Below are 16579 nucleotides of genomic sequence, written 5' to 3' on the forward strand. Positions count from 1 at the left end.
TTTTATTTTACCGCATTATCGAAGGAAAGAGTACCGTTTTGTGCATGACATCGTAAATGCCGCGCTGGGTGATGCGCACATACGGCAAATGGGTCGACTGCAAAAAGAAGAGCGAATACACAGGGTCTTCAAAGCGGTATCCCCTCTCCCGCAATAGACGGATGAACTCTTTTTCCTTGTCGATCAATGACTCCATCTCCAGCGCGGACATCATGCCGCCAAGCGGAAGCGGAAGCTCAAATACGATTTCGCCATTTTCGGCAAGCACCAAGCCGCCGCCGATTTCCTTCATCCGTCGGAAAGCGAGCAACATATCTTCCTTATGTTTGCCGATTAAAACCAAATCGCCCGTATTCGAGTACGAGCTCGCCAATCCGCCGAGCGCTGATGAAAAGCCTTTGAGCATCGTGTTGACGTGCCAGCGTCCATTCCGGTCAAGCAGCACCGGCAAGTCCGGACGAATCGAAGAATGGCGGAGCGTGACCGTATAACCGTGCCAAAGACGGGTTCGCACCTCTTTTCCCGTCATGGCCTCATGGTCGCCATCCACGCCAAACAGCGCCATTTTAACAAGCGTTTTTTCCGACGCTCCCGGAAAATGCCCTTCGATTTTGCGACGCCGCCGTTTCGCCTCTTGCATCCAATACAAAACGATGTCATCGCCGCTGACGAGTCTCGGCCATGATGTCAGCTCGCCGCCTTGGAGGACCGTTTCCTGGTCAAGCCATCGTTTGATCCGTACGTTGGACAATTGCTCATCCTCGCGCTCCAGCTCCGTTTGGCCATCAAACCGGCACCACCAATACATCGAAGTTGGAAGCGTATTCTTTTGTTGCAAAAACAAAAGCGCCTCGTCATCATTCAGATGCAAAAGAAAAAACAAGTTATCGTTCACTAGCGTCGTCGTCCCGCGCGCCGCTGCATAACGGGCAAAGGAATGGGGATTATATAATTGAAATGGATGGACATGCGGCTCGATGTAGCCGGGAACGAGCACATACCCGCGGCAGTCGACGACTTCGCATGCCCCTTCGACCCGGTCGGGAAGACGCTCTCCGGCATACACGATGCGGTCACCATTAATCCATATATTCCCTTTTATCCATTCACGAAAATACGAGTGCAAATACGTCGCATTCACCAATACTTTCGTTGGTGATTATTTGCCTTCAATCACTGCTGCTTGTTCACGCAGTTCGCTGCCTTTCCAGCGCCTTTCCAGCGGTAACGTTGTTCGCCCATTGACACCCCGTCCCTTGTTTCCTAATCGTTCCATATAATCATTTTAACGTACGAAAGCGATTTTCACAATAAGATGAGGAGGGGCAAGCAAATGGCAAATATCGGCATTGTGAATGCGCTCATTCGCATTACGCTCGGTTTGACTGTCGTCGCGTGGGCGACCGCCCGCCTGGCCCGGCGGCCATGGTGCACGTCGTACTTGTTCGCCGCTTTGCTTGGGGCCATGAAAGTCGGTGAAGGGATTACCCGTTTTTGCCCGCTGACGGCCTTGTTTGACAACATGCAGCGCCAGCAGCTGCTTGAAGAACAAAAAGAAGCCGTTGTCAATCCAACGTAACGAACATCATGCGGTCAACTTGGAACAAGGTTGCATATGGCACCTGTTTCCTCTCGTGCTGGCGCGTGTTGCGCCGGCGGACGAAGATGCTGCGACCTCGTCTCGTCAAGTTCGGAGGCATCCACTTTGCGGGGAACTGGCTTCGTCCTTGTCGTCCATTTACTTGGAACTTGCGTCTTGAGCCGCCCGGACTTCTCAGGAAAGTTGGCTTCGACCCCGCCCGAATTGTTCCATTATCACGCCAAAAAGGTGTCCCAGATTCGGGACACCTTCCACCCAAAGGAGTGATTGACCATGTTGCTGGAATATATGATCGATATGTCGTTCGTATTGGCCGCGTTAATCGGGGGAATTATCGCTCTTTCATACGTGTATATGCGGCGGAGGCGCGTTCGATAGCGCGCCGGCCGATGTCGCGGCGGTAAAACAGCCCGTCGCTTTCGATTCGCGTCAACTGTTCATACACTTTTTCCTTCGCCTCAACGAGTGTACTCCCTTTCGCTGCTGCCAGAAGAACGCGGCCGCCGTTCGTGTACAGTGCACCGTCTTCTTGCTTCGTCCCGGCATGGAATAGCAGCACATCGGAATCAAGCCGATCCACCCCCCGAATGGCCGCTCCGCGCTCATAGGCGCCCGGGTAGCCTTTGGCAGCCAGCACGACACCGAGCACCGCTTCGTCCGTCCACTCAAGCGCCAACTCTTTTCCTTCCATCACCGCGAGGATCGCTTCAACCAAATCGGTTTTCAGCCGCGGCAGCACGACTTGCGCCTCGGGATCGCCAAAACGGGCGTTGAATTCGATCACTTTCGGCCCGGCTGCCGTTTCGATCAGCCCAGCATACAGCACGCCGGTAAACGGCCGGCCTTCAGCCACTAACGCTTTGGCGGCCGGGCGCAAAATCGTTTCCAGCGCTGTTTCCACCGTCTCCGCTGAGATTTGCGGCACTGGCGAATACGCTCCCATCCCACCGGTGTTCGGACCTTCATCCCCGTCATACGCCCGCTTATGGTCTTGGGCGATGGCAAGTGGATACACTTTCTCGCCGTTGACGAACGCCATAAACGAAAATTCTTCGCCTTCCAAATACTCCTCGATCACGACTTGGCAGCCGGCTGTGCCAAACTGGCCATCGACAAGCGCTGCCTTCGCGGCGGCCAGCGCTTCTTCCACCGTTTGGGCGACGGTCACGCCTTTTCCGGCAGCCAATCCGTCCGCTTTCACGACGATCGGCGCGCCTTTTTGTTCAATGTACGCTTTCGCCTCTTCATACGACGCAAAGGTCGCATGGTCCGCCGTTGGGATGCCGTATTTCTTCATCAGCTCCTTCGCAAACGCCTTGCTTCCTTCGATGAGTGCTGCCGCTTGAGTTGGGCCGAAAACGCGAAGCCCCTCGGCCATAAAACGGTCAACAATGCCGGAAGCAAGCGGCGCTTCTGGCCCGACGATCGTCAAATCGATTGCGCGTTGCTTGGCAAACTGCACAAGCGCGTCGATATCGAGCTCATCAATGTCGACGAGCTCCGCCACTTCCCCGATGCCCGGGTTGCCTGGCGCCGCGTACAGCTTGTCCACAAGCGGGCTTTGCGCCGTTTTCCAGGCGATGGCATGCTCGCGCCCGCCGCGTCCGACTACCAGAACGTTCATTGTCTTCCTCTCCTTTTTGCCGCCGTTTAATGTTTGAAATGGCGCACACCGGTAAACACCATGGCCATGCCGTACTCATCCGCTTTGCGAATCGAGTCGGCGTCGCGAATCGAGCCGCCCGGCTGAATGATCGCGGTAATGCCGGCTTTTGCTGCTGCTTCAACCGTGTCGTCCATCGGGAAGAACGCATCGGACGCCAAAACAGCGCCAACCGCCTGTTCTCCGGCTTGTTCAATGGCAATGTTGGCCGCGCCGACTCGATTCATTTGCCCGGCGCCCACGCCGACCGTCATCCCATTTTTGGCGAGTACAATCGCATTCGATTTCACATGTTTGACAACCTTCCAAGCAAATCGAAGCTGTTCGCGCTCTGCCTCGGTCGGCTCGCGTTTCGTGACGATGTTCCATTCGGCGTCTTCAAGCGTATACTTATCGGCCTCTTGCACAAGCAAGCCGCCATTGACGGAAACGAGCGTTTTTTCCTTAACGTCCGGCGCGGCAAAATCAAGCGTCAACAAGCGGATGTTTTTCTTTTTCGTCAAAATGGCGAGCGCCTCGTCGCTGAACGATGGGGCGATGACGATTTCTAAAAAGATGTCGTGCATCCGTTCGGCTGTTTCTTTGTCCACTTCCCGGTTGACGGCGACAATGCCGCCGAAAATCGAGACCGGATCGGCCTCGTACGCTTTCGTAAATGCCTCAAGAAGCGTGGCACCGACCCCGACGCCGCACGGGTTCATATGTTTGATCGCCGCTGCGGCTGGCTCTTGAAATTCGCGAATGAGGTTGATGGCCGCATTGGCGTCGTTGATGTTGTTGTACGACAGCTCTTTTCCGTGCAGCTGTGCCGCTTTGGCAATCGAGAACGCCGCGCCGAGCGGTTTGGCGTAAAACGCCGCCGATTGATGCGGATTTTCGCCATAGCGCAACGACTGTTTTTTCGTGTAGGTGACGGTGAGCGTTTCCGGATACTCTTCGCCGGCAAGACCAGTCAAATATTCGGCGATCATCGCATCATACGCCGCCGTATGGCGGAACGCTTTCGCCGCCAGCTGCTGCCGCGTCTTTGCTTGGATCGAACCGGTTGTTTTCAGCTCTTCGATCACCATTGGATAGTCGGCCGGGTCAACGACAATCGCGACATCGGCATAGTTTTTCGCCGCCGCCCGCACCATCGTCGGGCCGCCGATATCGATGTTTTCAATCGCCTCGGCCAGCGTCACGTCCGGTTTGGCGATCGTTTGCTGGAACGGGTACAAGTTGACGACGACCAAATCGATCGGGCGGATGCCGTGCTCTTTAAGCGCCGCTTGGTGGCGCTCATCGCTGCGCACCGCCAAAATGCCGCCATGGATGGCTGGATGCAGCGTTTTGACGCGCCCGTCCAAAATTTCCGGAAACCCGGTGACATCGGAGATCGAAATGACCGGAACGCCGGCCTCTTCAAGCGCCCGTTTCGTCCCGCCGGTCGAAATGATGTCGACGCCAAGTTCCGCCAACTGCTTTGCAAACGGAATGATCCCTTCTTTATTGGACACGCTGATCAATGCTCGTTTCACTGCCATCATTCTCGATCCTTTCTTCCTGTTGTTCCTTCTCCCCTAGCAGCATGCGCAACACCGCTGGATACAGCTCATGTTCAACTTGATGGATGCGCGCCTCAAGCGCCTCGATCGGCTCACCGGGCACGATCGGGACGGCGCACTGGGCGATGACCGGCCCGGTGTCCATCCCTTCATCAACATAATGGACGGTGACGCCTGTTTCCAAAACGCCCGCCCGGTACGCCTGGCCGATCGCATCTTTGCCTGGAAACGCCGGCAGCAGCGATGGATGAATGTTGACGATTTTCCCTTCATAGACGGAAAGCAACGTCGGCCCGATCAAACGCATATAGCCGGCGAGCGCAATCCAGTCGATGCGCCGCTCCTTCAGCTCGCGCAAAATTTCGCTTTCAAACGCCGCCTTCGATGGATACTCTTTCGGCGAAAACACGAACGCCGGCACGTTTTCGCGCGCCGCCCGTTCAATGACTTTCGCCCCCGGGCGGTCGCACACCAAAAGCGCTACTTCCGCGGGCACCTCACCGCGCTTGGCTGCGTCGACGATCGCTTGAAAGTTCGTGCCGCTCCCGGACGCAAAGATCGCCAACCGTTTCATGCGCCGTTCCCTCCGGCAAACGACACGCCTTCCCCTTCGACGACTTCGCCGATAATGTATGCGGCCTCCCCTTGCTGGGCCAGCGCATCGACAACCGAGTCCGCCGCCTCCGGGCTGACCGCCATCACAAGGCCGATGCCCATATTAAAGACGGAAAACATCTCTTCTTCCTCAAGCCCGCCGTTTTGGCGCAACAAATCAAAAATCGGCAGCCCCGGCCATGAGCCGCGCTCAATGCGCGCACCCAGCCCGGAAGGCAGCATGCGCGGAATGTTTTCGATAAATCCGCCGCCGGTAATATGAGCCATCCCTTTGATCGTAAACGTCTGCAGCAAAGAACGCAACGGTTTCGCATAAATGCGTGTCGGCTTCAATAACTCCTCGCCGAGCGGAACCGCAAGCGGCTCGTAAATGCGGTCAACGTCCAACTTCGCTTGGTCAAACACGATGCGGCGCACGAGCGAGTAGCCGTTGCTGTGGAGACCGCTTGAAGGCAGTCCGATCAGCACATCGCTCGCTTGAATCGTTTGCCCGGTCACCAATCGTTCTTTTTCCGCAATGCCGACCGCAAACCCTGCCAAATCATACTCATTTTCCTCATACATTCCCGGCATTTCCGCCGTTTCCCCGCCGATCAAGGCGCAGCCGGCTTCGACGCAGCCGTCGGCCACCCCTTTGACGATGGCGGCGATTTTCTCCGGCACCGCCTTGCCGCAGGCGATATAGTCAAGGAAAAAGAGCGGTTCCGCTCCTTGGACAAGAATATCGTTGACACACATCGCGACGCAGTCGATGCCGATTGTATCATGTCGGTCAAGCAAAAACGCCACTTTCAGCTTCGTGCCGACGCCATCCGTGCCGGAGACAAGCACCGGCTGGCGATAGCCAAGCGCCGATATATCGAACAAACCGCCAAAGCCGCCGATCCCGCCCAGCACTTCCGGGCGCATCGTTTTTTGTACGTGCTGTTTCATGAGAGCGACCGCTTGGTAACCCGCCTCAATGTCAACCCCTGCTTCTTTATATGCGTTTGCCACATTCCATCCTCCCTTTGGCCGCCATGCAGCCAACTTCACACCGAATCGCGTTCTCCATCGCGATGTTATTTCACCGTCAAGCACGGTCGGACAGCCCGGCCGATGCGGGTTGGGTATTGGCCAGTGAAACATGCCAAACATTGCCCGCGCTCTGGCGAGACGTCCAGGCGCCCGATCGCCTCAAGCATCCCTTCCTGGCTGAGAAACGCCAGTGAATCCGCACCGATCAAGCGGCGAATCTCTTCGACCGAATGTTTCGCCGCGATCAATTCTTCCCTTGATGACGTATCAATGCCGTAAAAACAAGGATGGGTGATCGGCGGGGCGCTGATGCGCACATGCACTTCCACGGCCCCCGCTTCACGGAGCATCGTGACGATGCGCCGGCTTGTCGTCCCGCGCACGATCGAATCGTCGACCATCACGACCCGCTTGCCGGCTACAACCCCGCGCACCGGTGACAGCTTCATTTTCACGCCTTGCTCACGAAGCGCTTGTGACGGCTGGATGAACGTCCGGCCGACGTAACGGTTTTTGATGAGCCCTAATTCATAGGGGATGCCGCTCGCTTCCGCATAGCCGATGGCGACCGAAATGCTCGAGTCCGGCACGCCGGTGACGATGTCGGCCTCTGCCGGCGCCTCAAGCGCCAGCCGTTTCCCTAAGTTTTTGCGGGCCGTATGGACGTTGATGCCGTCGACATGGCTGTCCGGGCGGGCGAAGTAAATGTATTCCATGCTGCAAATCGACCGCGGCTGCCTAGGAGCAAACCGTTCCGAACGCACCCCTTCATGACTGATGATGAGCAATTCCCCAGGCGCCACTTCCCGCTCGTATGTGGCGCCGATGACGTCGAACGCGCACGTTTCCGATGCCACGACATACGCCGAGCCGAGCCGGCCGAGCGACAGCGGCCGGAAGCCGTGCGGGTCAAGCGCCACATAGAGCGCTTCTTCCGTCAGCAGCAAAAACGCAAACGCCCCTTCGATCTGGCTGAGCGCCTCTTTCATTTGCCCGACAAACGTCGGCGCTTGGCTGCGGCGGATGAGATGGGCGAACACTTCCGTATCCGATGTCGTCTGAAAAATGCTTCCTTGTCCTTCAAGCGCGAGCTTCAACTCGATGGCGTTCGTCAAGTTGCCGTTATGGGCGAGCGCCATCGATCCGGTTTGCGAGCGGAACAAGAGCGGCTGCACGTTTTCATAGCCGCCCCCGCCCGCCGTCGAATAGCGGACATGACCGATGGCCGCCGCCCCTTTGAGTGCATCGAGCGTGCCGCTTTGAAACACGTCCGTCACCAGCCCCAGCCCTTTATGACCGGATAAGCCCCCGTTATGCGCCGCCACGATGCCGGCCCCTTCCTGCCCACGGTGTTGCAGGCTGTGAAGCCCGTAATATGTGAGCCGGGCGGCGTCTTCATGCCCCCAAATGCCGAAAATGCCGCACTCCTCGTTCAATCCTTTGATTTCAGCAAGCATGGAATAGCCCCTTTCCAGACGTTTCGCATCTCGTCAACCGAAAGGCGGATGACCGTTTCCCCCTGTTCCCCGTTCACTGTCAAGATGCCGTCGCCTGTCACTTCGCCGATTCGCTTCGCTTCCACGAGCTGTTCAAACGCTTCTTGATGTTCTTTTTTCACTGAAACAACAAAGCGCGATTGCGTTTCGCCGAACAGTTCACTGACGAGGTCGCCGCCGACCGTCACCTTGGCGCCAAGCCCCGAGGCACCCATGACACACTCAGCAAGCGCAACGGCTAATCCTCCTTCGGCAATATCATGCGCTGACGCCACCACCCCCGCGCGGATCGCCGCCAGCAGCTGGCGCTGGCGTCTTGCCTCCACCTCTAAGTCAATCTCCGGTGCTTTTCCGAAAATGCGGCCTTCCAGCCATTTTTGCAGCTCGCTGCCGCCAAACTCCGGCTTCGCCTCGCCGATCACGTAAATGAGGTCGCCCACTTGCTTAAATAGCTGGGTGGTAATATGCGAAAGGTCCTCAATGAGCCCGACCATGCCGACGACCGGTGTCGGGTAGACGGCCACACCGTTCGTTTCATTGTACAGCGAGACGTTGCCGCTCACGACCGGCGTCCCGAGCGCCCGGCACGCCTCGCTCATCCCGTCGACCGCTTTTTCGAGCTGCCAGAAAATCTCCGGCTTTTCCGGGCTGCCAAAGTTAAGGCAGTCCGTAATCGCGAGCGGCTTCGCCCCCGAACAAACGACGTTGCGCGCCGCCTCGGCGACGGCGATTTTCCCGCCCACTTCCGGATCCAAGTACAAGTAGCGCGAATTGCAATCCGTGGAGAGCGCAAGCGCCTTGTTCGTGCCGCGGATGCGCACGACGGCCGCGTCCGATCCGGGGGCGACGACCGTATTCGTCCGCACCATATAGTCGTACTGGTCATACACCCATTCTTTGCTCGCAATCGTCGGCTGGGCGAGGAGCCCGAGCAATGTTTGGTTGTAGTCTTCGATGTGCGGAATATACGGCGGCATCGCTTGAAATTCGCGGTAGTAAACCGGCTCTTTCGACGGCTTATGGTAAACCGGCGCGTCTTTCGCCAGCGCGTCCACCGGAATTTCCGCCACCACCTCGCCACGGAACCAGAGACGAAGCATTTTGTCATCGGTCACTTTGCCGATTGCTTTGGCCTCTAGGCCGTATTTGGCAAAAATCGCAGCGATTTCGTCTTCCCGCCCTTGCTTGACGACAAGCAGCATCCGCTCCTGCGATTCAGACAGCATCATTTCATACGGCGTCATGCCGGTCTCGCGCTGCGGGACGAGATCCAAATTCATTTCAATGCCAAATCCGCCTTTGCTTGCCATTTCAGCGGATGAACTCGTGAGCCCTGCCGCCCCCATATCTTGAATGCCGACTAACGCATCCGACTTGACTGCTTCCAAACACGCCTCCAGCAGCAGTTTTTCCATAAACGGATCGCCGACTTGCACGGCCGGGCGCTTTGCTTCCGACTGTTCGCTCAACTCTTCCGATGCAAACGTCGCCCCGTGGATGCCGTCGCGGCCCGTTTTCGCCCCGACGTACATGACCGTGTTGCCGACTCCCGTCGCAATGCCGCGCTGAATATCCTCATGGCAGATGATCCCGACGCACATGGCGTTGACAAGCGGATTCCCTTCATACGACGGATCAAACTGCACTTCACCGCCGACCGTCGGGATGCCGACGCAGTTGCCGTACCCGGCAATGCCGGCGACGACCTGCTCGAACAAATATTTAACGCGCGGCGACGTCAGTTCGCCAAACCGAAGTGAATTGAGCAGCGCGATCGGCCGCGCCCCCATCGAAAAGACGTCGCGGATGATGCCGCCGACCCCGGTCGCCGCCCCTTGATACGGCTCGATCGCCGACGGGTGATTGTGGCTTTCGATTTTAAACGCCACCGCCAACCCGTCGCCGATGTCGACGATCCCGGCGCCTTCGCCCGGCCCCTGCAGCACGTGCGGGCCGTCGGTCGGGAATTTTTTCAGCACCGGCTTCGAGTTTTTATAGCTGCAGTGCTCCGACCACATTACCGAAAAAATGCCGGTTTCCGTGTAGTTCGGCAGCCTTCCTAAAATCGCCTCAATGCGCGCAAATTCGTCATCCGTCAATCCCATCTCGCGGTACAATTGTTGTTCTTTGATCATCGCCGCGCTCGGCTCAAGCAGTAACGACATGCGTCTCCCTCCAATAGTTGACGATCGATCGAAATAGTTTCAGCCCGTCCGCGCTGCCGAGCAAGGCGTCGACCGCCCGCTCCGGATGCGGCATCATGCCAAGCACATTGCCCCGCTCATTGACGATACCGGCAATATCCATGAGGCTGCCGTTCGGGTTTTCCCCATGGTAGCGGAACACGATTTGCTTGTTTTCCACTAAGCGCTCGAGCGTCTGTTCATCGCAATAATAATTCCCTTCACCATGGGCGATCGGAATCGTAATGACTTCCCCTTTTTCGTAGGCGGATGTAAACATCGTCCCATTGTTTTCCACCACAAGCTGCACCGGCCGGCAGATGAACTTCAACCCTTGATTGCGGCGCATCGCCCCAGGAAGCAAGCCGGCTTCAAGCAAAATTTGAAACCCGTTGCACACCCCAAGCACCGGTTTTCCGGCATCAGCCGCCTGTTTGACGCTAGCCATTACTTTCGAAAAGCGGGCGATCGCTCCGGAACGCAAGTAATCGCCGTACGAAAATCCGCCCGGAAGCAAAACGGCGTCAAACCGGTCCAAGTTGTCCTCATCATGCCAGACGTACTCGACTTCCTCGCCAAGCTCATCGGCGATCGCATGATACATGTCGACGTCGCAATTCGATCCCGGAAATACAACGACGGCAAACTTCATCGGGCGACGGCCTCCTCAATTTCATAGCGGTAATCTTCAATCACCGGATTGGCAAGCAGCTTTTCGCACATCTCGCGAACGAGCTCGTTGATGTCGCGGTCGCTCTCTTCCATCACAAGCTCCATGAACTTCCCGATTCGTACATCTTTCACTTCCGTATATGACAAGCTGTGCAGCGCCCCTTTCACCGCGGTCCCTTGCGGATCCAACACACTCTCTCGCAACGTGACATACACTTTTACTTTGTACATGCCGATTCTCCCCCTAACCGTTGTAAAATGACTTCGTATGCGTCCGTCAAACTGCCCAAGTCGCGGCGGAACACGTCTTTGTCGAGCTTTTCGTTCGTCTTTGCGTCCCATAACCGGCACGTGTCCGGTGAAATCTCATCCGCCAAGAGAATGGCTCCGTCTGCTGTACGGCCGAACTCAAGCTTAAAATCAATCAACCGCACGTTCCGCTCGGCAAAATGGAGGCGCAGCACGTCATTCACCGCCAGCGCGGCCTGCTTCAGCGCGGCGACTTCCTCGCGGCTGGCGAGTTTTAAAATGAAGATATGATCTTCCAACAACAACGGGTCGCCAAGGTCGTCGTTTTTGTAATAAAACTCAACAAGCGGCGCCTCAAGCGGCGTCCCTTCCTCTAGACCGATCCGCTTGGCTAAACTTCCCGCTACCACATTGCGGACAACGACTTCAAGCGGGATGATCGTCACGCGCCGGACCAATTGTTCCGTTGGCGACAGCTTTTCAATAAAATGATTGGCAATGCCTGCTTCGCGCAGCTTCAAAAACAACAAGCTGGAAATCTCGTTATTGAGCCGCCCTTTGCCGGCGATCGTCGCCTTTTTTTCGCCGTTAAACGCCGTTGCGCTGTCTTTGTACTCGACCCAAAGCACATCTGGCTCGTCAGTCGCGTAAATTTTTTTCGCTTTCCCTTCATATAACAGCTGTTGTTTCGTCGGCACGATCAACGCCTCCATTTGTCCAGAAGATTGAAAATCTTTTGTATAGCCGGCCGGCTTCGACCAGCCGGCAGCCGCTCACTCCAACCCTAAGCGGGCAAAAATCGTATCGACATGTTTCAAGTGATGGCGATAATCAAAACAATCATCGAGCTCCTCTTTCGTCAGCCGGCTCATGATCCGCTCATCCGCTTCAAGAAGCGAGCGGAACGGCACTTGTCTCTCCCACGCTTCCATCGCTTTCGGCTGCACCAAATCGTACGCCTCCTCGCGCGTCATCCCCTTGTCGATCAAAGCAAGCAAGACTCGCTGTGAATAAATGAGCCCGAACGTGCGCTCCATATTTTTTTTCATGTTTTCCGGGTACACAAGCAAATGTTTCACGATATTCGCGAATCGGTTCAACATATAATTCAACGCAATCGTCGCATCCGGCAAAATGATGCGCTCGGCCGACGAATGGGAAATGTCGCGTTCATGCCAAAGCGGCACGTTTTCGTACGCTGTCACCATATAGCCGCGAATGACGCGCGCCATGCCGGTCATGTTTTCCGAACCGATCGGATTGCGCTTATGCGGCATCGCTGATGAGCCTTTTTGTCCTTTGGCAAAAAACTCTTCGACTTCGCGGACTTCGCTTTTTTGCAAGCCGCGAATCTCGACGGCAAATTTTTCAATCGATGTCGCAATTAAGGCCAATGTCGCCATATAGTAAGCGTGGCGGTCGCGCTGCAGCGTCTGCGTCGAAATCGGCGCTGGCGTCAAGCCGAGTTTTTCACACACATACTGCTCCACAAACGGATCCACGTTGGCGTACGTGCCGACTGCGCCGGAAATTTTCCCTACTTCCACCATCTTGGCAGCTTGTTCAAACCGCTCCAAATTTCGCACCATCTCGGCATACCAAAGCGCCAGCTTCAGCCCGAACGTCGTCGGTTCGGCATGAACGCCGTGCGTGCGCCCCATCATGACCGTGTATTTATGTTCGCGCGCTTTCTCTTTCAGCACTTGAATGAAGTTTTCCAAATCACGCCGCAAAATCGCGTTCGCCTGCTTTAACAAGTAGCCGAGCGCCGTATCGACGACATCGGTCGACGTGAGACCATAATGCACCCATTTTCGTTCTTCCCCAAGCGTCTCAGAAACGGCGCGGGTGAAGGCGACGACATCGTGGCGCGTTTCTTCTTCGATTTCCTTAATGCGGTTGACGTCAAACGACGCGTTTTCACGCAGGCGGCGGACATCTTCTTTTGGGATGACGCCAAGCTCGGCCCACGCCTCGCACGCGAGCAGTTCCACCTCAAGCCATGCCTTAAAGCGGTTTTCCTCGGTCCAAATCGCTCCCATTTCCGGTCTTGTGTAACGTTCAATCATCCTCGTTCCAGCCTCCGATCATGCCAAATTTGCCACGATTCGATTCTCGCCAACGCCGCCTCGACATCGTCTGCCAGCACCGTCACATGCCCCATTTTCCGCTTCGGCTTCGCTTCGTGTTTGCCGTACAGATGGACGTAGGTCCCCCCGTCGAACGCACCGATATGCCGAATGACCGGCTCGACGTGCTCGCCTAAAATATTGACCATCACCGCCGGCTTCAACAATTCGGTCGATCCGAGCGGCCAGTTGCAGACGGCGCGGATGTGCTGGGCAAACTGCGACGTCGCGCATGCATTGATTGTATAATGTCCGGAGTTGTGCGGTCTAGGGGCCAGCTCATTAATATAAATATCCCCGTCCGCCGTCAAAAACATTTCCACCGCCAGCGTCCCAACGAGCGAAAACGATGCGGCCAACACTTCCGCGTAGCGAATGGCCCGCTCTTGCACGCTTTCCGGAATTCGAGCCGGAACGATCGTTTGATGCAAAATGTTCTCGATATGAATATTTTCCGCCACTGGAAAAACAGCCGTCTCACCATCGAGGTTGCGGGCGACAATGACCGACATTTCCTTCACAAACGGCACCCAGCCTTCCAAAATGCATGGGCCAAGCCCAAGCAAATCAGCCGCTTTGGCTAGATCGCCTTCGCCGCGCAGCACATATTGTCCTTTGCCGTCGTAGCCGCCGCGCCGCGTTTTCAAGACGCACGGAAAGCCGGTCATGGCAACGGCCTGTTCCAACTCATCCCATCCGTCCACTTCCCTATACGGCGCCACCGGCAACCCGGCTTCGACAATCGCCGCTTTCTCCAGCGCCCGGTCTTGCGTCACCGCAAGCAGTCGGCTTCCTTGCGGGACATAGGCGTTTGCCTCCAGCCACTCAAGCGCTCGCGCATCGATATTTTCAAATTCGTACGTAATGACATCGCTCACGCGGGCCAGTTCAGCGATGGCGTCCAAATCATGATAAGGCGCCGTAATCTCCACATCGGCCACTTGCCCGCACGGGGAATCAGGCGTCGGATCCAGCACGGCGATGCGAAACCCCATCTCACGCGCCGCCAAAGCCATCATCCGCCCGAGCTGCCCCCCGCCGATGATGCCGATCGTCTGCCCAGGAACGATCCGTTGCTTAGTCAAATTGATCACTGCTTTCTACGATTTGTTTGCGAATCGCTTCCCGCCGCGCTTTGAGCGCCTCCATATAGCGTGGCTCAAGCAGTCCAAGAATCGATGCGGCGAGCAGTCCGGCGTTGGTCGCCCCCGCCTTGCCGATCGCCACCGTCGCCACCGGCACCCCGCCTGGCATTTGCACAATCGACAATAACGAATCCAGTCCATTCAATGCTTTTGACTGCACGGGCACCCCAATCACCGGCAGCGTCGTTTTCGCCGCGATCATCCCCGGCAAGTGAGCCGCACCGCCGGCCCCAGCAATAATGACTTTAATGCCCCTCTCCTCCGCCGTTTCTGCATACCGAAACATCTCATCCGGCGTCCGATGCGCCGACACGACTTTTTTCTCAAACGGAATCCCCAATTCCTCAAGAACAGCGCAAGCATGCCGCATCGTTTCCCAATCCGAATGGCTTCCCATCACAACCCCGACGATCGGGCTCATACGTTCCACCCCTTTAATGCAAAACAATAAAGCCCAGAACATACATTCCCTCTTATAAGCGAGGGAAAGCATCGTTCTGGGCTTTGACAGTTGCTGATCGAAAAAAAGCCAAAACCGATCCTTTCCCTCATAGTCCAATCATTTACGGTGATTGGGTAGAGACTTTTGGGCCATATTCCCAAAATTATATGAGGGACATTGCGATACACTATGAAGCTACTTTTATATTAACAAGTTTTGAAACAAAGTGTCAAGGCAAAATCGAACATTTAATATTTTTGAAAAGGAAATGTTCGTATTTTATCAATCACCAAACAGACGGGGCGGCATATGATGAAGGAGCAGAGGAGGGAAACGCCATGGCTGATCAAAACCCGTTCACACCGTTTTCCGATTGGACAAAGCATTGGGAGCAGTTTTTCCAAACCGATTTTTGGGGGAGCATTCAGCCGTTGCTGCCGTCGGCAAACAAACCATCATCCGGCATGAACCTATACAAGAAAGACAACGAACTGCTCATCGTCATTAGCCTTCCCGGACTGGAAAAAATCGAGGACGCGGAAGTGTATGTATCATACAAAACGCTGGAAGTGAAGGCGACAGTCAATCTCAACTTTAAAGGGTTTGAATTAGTAGAAGAAGGCATTTTCCAAGGCCGGTTTGAAAAAACCGTTCCACTGCCATTCCCGGTCAAAGAGGACCGCATTGAAGCGACATACCATCACGGCCTGCTCTTCATTCACTTGCATCGCCTCATTCCCGAAGAACCCAAAAAGAAAATTATGATTAAAAAAGGGGAATGATCGTCCCAATAGGCAGCAGACCGTCAACCGCCGCATATAAAAAAAGAGGGTGTCCCATGGCGTGCAGGACACCCTTTCGCGAGTTTCCGTTTCCTGTCGCTTTTATGAAAAAGGGGGTCTAGGAAACGATGATCACGCTTTACATTTTGGGGGAGAGGATTAAAAATGGCGTCATTCAAAATGACTCATTTGAAATAGGCAAAAAAATGAGAGAACCAAACAGCTCCCTCATTTTTGCCTGCCTAGCAGCGACCTACTCTTGCAGGGGCGCTGGCCCCAACTACCATCGGCGCTGGAGGGCTTAACTTCCGTGTTCGGGATGGGAACGGGTGTTTCCCCTCCGCTATCACCACTAGGCAAGCGATTCAGTTTCGACATCATTTATTATACTTAAAAAATAAATGTTGTCAAGAAGGAAAGTCATTCCTTCAAAACTAGATAACCGTCGGAAGAAGCCGRGGCGAACCGCTCGCCTCCGCTTTTCTTGGTTAAGCCCTCGATCGATTAGTATCCGTCAGCTCCACGTGTCGCCACGCTTCCACCTCGGACCTATCGACCTCGTCATCTTCGAGGGATCTTACCCGCCTGACGCGGTGGGAAATCTCATCTTGAGGGGGGCTTCACGCTTAGATGCTTTCAGCGCTTATCCCGTCCGCACATAGCTACCCAGCGGTGCCCCTGGCGGGACAACTGGTACACCAGCGGTGCGTCCATCCCGGTCCTCTCGTACTAAGGACAGCTCCTCTCAAATTTCCTGCGCCCGCGACGGATAGGGACCGAACTGTCTCACGACGTTCTGAACCCAGCTCGCGTACCGCTTTAATGGGCGAACAGCCCAACCCTTGGGACCGACTACAGCCCCAGGATGCGATGAGCCGACATCGAGGTGCCAAACCTCCCCGTCGATGTGGACTCTTGGGGGAGATCAGCCTGTTATCCCCGGGGTAGCTTTTATCCGTTGAGCGATGGCCCTTCCATGCGGAACCACCGGATCACTAAGCCCGACTTTCGTCCCTGCTCGACCTGTCCGTCTCGCAGT

General features: G+C 55.8%; 16 protein-coding genes, 2 rRNA genes and 1 riboswitch. Of the genes, 3 read left to right on the plus strand and 15 right to left on the minus strand.

The features are described 5' to 3' along the window. Nucleotides 1-7: 7 nt before the first annotated feature. Nucleotides 8-1141, minus strand: coding sequence for an adenine deaminase C-terminal domain-containing protein (locus AP057_RS00440; protein ID WP_369813954.1), 1134 nt, complete (start codon nucleotides 1139-1141; stop codon nucleotides 8-10). Between the two features lie 192 nt (nucleotides 1142-1333). Here AP057_RS00440 and AP057_RS00445 point away from each other — a divergent pair, with 192 nt between their 5' ends. Beyond that, nucleotides 1334-1579 (plus strand): DUF2892 domain-containing protein, encoded by a 246-nt coding sequence (locus AP057_RS00445; RefSeq protein WP_033009953.1) that lies wholly within the window; start codon nucleotides 1334-1336, stop codon nucleotides 1577-1579. Between the two features lie 294 nt (nucleotides 1580-1873). Continuing rightward, the gene (locus AP057_RS18105; RefSeq protein WP_327058483.1) at nucleotides 1874-1978 is read left to right on the plus strand and encodes an EYxxD motif small membrane protein; all 105 of its coding nucleotides are present in this window, start codon (nucleotides 1874-1876) and stop codon (nucleotides 1976-1978) included. Here AP057_RS18105 and purD read toward each other — a convergent pair. The 12 genes from purD to purE all read right to left on the minus strand — a co-directional run bounded on the left by purD (nucleotide 1932) and on the right by purE (nucleotide 14737). Then, entirely contained in the window at nucleotides 1932-3224 is a 1293-nt protein-coding gene (purD, locus tag AP057_RS00450) for a phosphoribosylamine--glycine ligase (RefSeq protein ID WP_055357797.1), read from the minus strand. The two genes, AP057_RS18105 and purD, sit on opposite strands and share 47 nt — an antisense overlap. 26 nt (nucleotides 3225-3250) lie before the next feature. Then, nucleotides 3251-4789 carry a bifunctional phosphoribosylaminoimidazolecarboxamide formyltransferase/IMP cyclohydrolase gene (purH, locus tag AP057_RS00455; RefSeq protein ID WP_049626469.1) on the minus strand — a complete coding sequence of 513 codons (1539 nt, stop codon included), beginning with the start codon at nucleotides 4787-4789 and terminating at the stop codon, nucleotides 3251-3253. Further along, nucleotides 4752-5384 carry a phosphoribosylglycinamide formyltransferase gene (gene purN / locus AP057_RS00460; RefSeq protein WP_033009948.1) on the minus strand — a complete coding sequence of 211 codons (633 nt, stop codon included), beginning with the start codon at nucleotides 5382-5384 and terminating at the stop codon, nucleotides 4752-4754. Before purN ends, purH begins: the two co-directional genes overlap by 38 nt. Further along, a complete protein-coding gene (purM, locus tag AP057_RS00465; RefSeq protein ID WP_033016678.1) occupies nucleotides 5381-6421 on the minus strand; it encodes a phosphoribosylformylglycinamidine cyclo-ligase in 1041 nt (346 codons plus the stop codon). Before purM ends, purN begins: the two co-directional genes overlap by 4 nt. Nucleotides 6422-6486: 65 nt before the next feature. Continuing rightward, on the minus strand, nucleotides 6487-7899 hold the full coding sequence (gene purF / locus AP057_RS00470; RefSeq protein ID WP_055357798.1) for an amidophosphoribosyltransferase: 1413 nt from the start codon (nucleotides 7897-7899) through the stop codon (nucleotides 6487-6489). Continuing rightward, the gene (gene purL, locus AP057_RS00475) at nucleotides 7875-10103 is read right to left on the minus strand and encodes a phosphoribosylformylglycinamidine synthase subunit PurL (protein ID WP_055357799.1); all 2229 of its coding nucleotides are present in this window, start codon (nucleotides 10101-10103) and stop codon (nucleotides 7875-7877) included. Before purL ends, purF begins: the two co-directional genes overlap by 25 nt. Continuing rightward, complete coding sequence (gene purQ / locus AP057_RS00480) at nucleotides 10087-10773, minus strand: phosphoribosylformylglycinamidine synthase subunit PurQ (protein WP_049626472.1); 687 nt, start codon at nucleotides 10771-10773, stop codon at nucleotides 10087-10089. The genes purL and purQ overlap by 17 nt, the downstream gene beginning before the upstream one ends. Continuing rightward, nucleotides 10770-11024 carry a phosphoribosylformylglycinamidine synthase subunit PurS gene (gene purS / locus AP057_RS00485; protein WP_011229770.1) on the minus strand — a complete coding sequence of 85 codons (255 nt, stop codon included), beginning with the start codon at nucleotides 11022-11024 and terminating at the stop codon, nucleotides 10770-10772. The genes purQ and purS overlap by 4 nt, the downstream gene beginning before the upstream one ends. Beyond that, nucleotides 11012-11755, minus strand: coding sequence for a phosphoribosylaminoimidazolesuccinocarboxamide synthase (purC, locus tag AP057_RS00490; protein WP_014194762.1), 744 nt, complete (start codon nucleotides 11753-11755; stop codon nucleotides 11012-11014). The genes purS and purC overlap by 13 nt, the downstream gene beginning before the upstream one ends. A 60-nt stretch (nucleotides 11756-11815) precedes the next feature. After that, nucleotides 11816-13111 (minus strand): adenylosuccinate lyase, encoded by a 1296-nt coding sequence (gene purB / locus AP057_RS00495; RefSeq protein ID WP_013144127.1) that lies wholly within the window; start codon nucleotides 13109-13111, stop codon nucleotides 11816-11818. Beyond that, a complete protein-coding gene (gene purK, locus AP057_RS00500; RefSeq protein WP_081106593.1) occupies nucleotides 13108-14256 on the minus strand; it encodes a 5-(carboxyamino)imidazole ribonucleotide synthase in 1149 nt (382 codons plus the stop codon). The genes purB and purK overlap by 4 nt, the downstream gene beginning before the upstream one ends. Continuing rightward, nucleotides 14249-14737 carry a 5-(carboxyamino)imidazole ribonucleotide mutase gene (gene purE, locus AP057_RS00505; protein WP_049626475.1) on the minus strand — a complete coding sequence of 163 codons (489 nt, stop codon included), beginning with the start codon at nucleotides 14735-14737 and terminating at the stop codon, nucleotides 14249-14251. Before purE ends, purK begins: the two co-directional genes overlap by 8 nt. Before the next feature lie 110 nt (nucleotides 14738-14847). Then, a riboswitch (purine riboswitch) is annotated at nucleotides 14848-14949 on the minus strand. A gap of 147 nt (nucleotides 14950-15096) precedes the next feature. Here purE and AP057_RS00510 point away from each other — a divergent pair. Continuing rightward, nucleotides 15097-15540 (plus strand): Hsp20/alpha crystallin family protein, encoded by a 444-nt coding sequence (locus AP057_RS00510; protein ID WP_055357801.1) that lies wholly within the window; start codon nucleotides 15097-15099, stop codon nucleotides 15538-15540. A gap of 240 nt (nucleotides 15541-15780) precedes the next feature. On the opposite strand, the gene rrf is transcribed toward AP057_RS00510, so the two are convergent. Together rrf and AP057_RS00520 are read right to left on the minus strand one after the other, a co-directional pair. Beyond that, nucleotides 15781-15897, minus strand: a 5S ribosomal RNA gene (rrf, locus tag AP057_RS00515). Nucleotides 15898-16024: 127 nt separating this feature from the next. Then, nucleotides 16025-16579 (minus strand): 23S ribosomal RNA (locus tag AP057_RS00520); the annotation flags it as partial.

The sequence above is a fragment of the Geobacillus sp. Sah69 genome (assembly GCF_001414205.1).
Lineage (GTDB): Bacteria > Bacillota > Bacilli > Bacillales > Anoxybacillaceae > Geobacillus > Geobacillus stearothermophilus.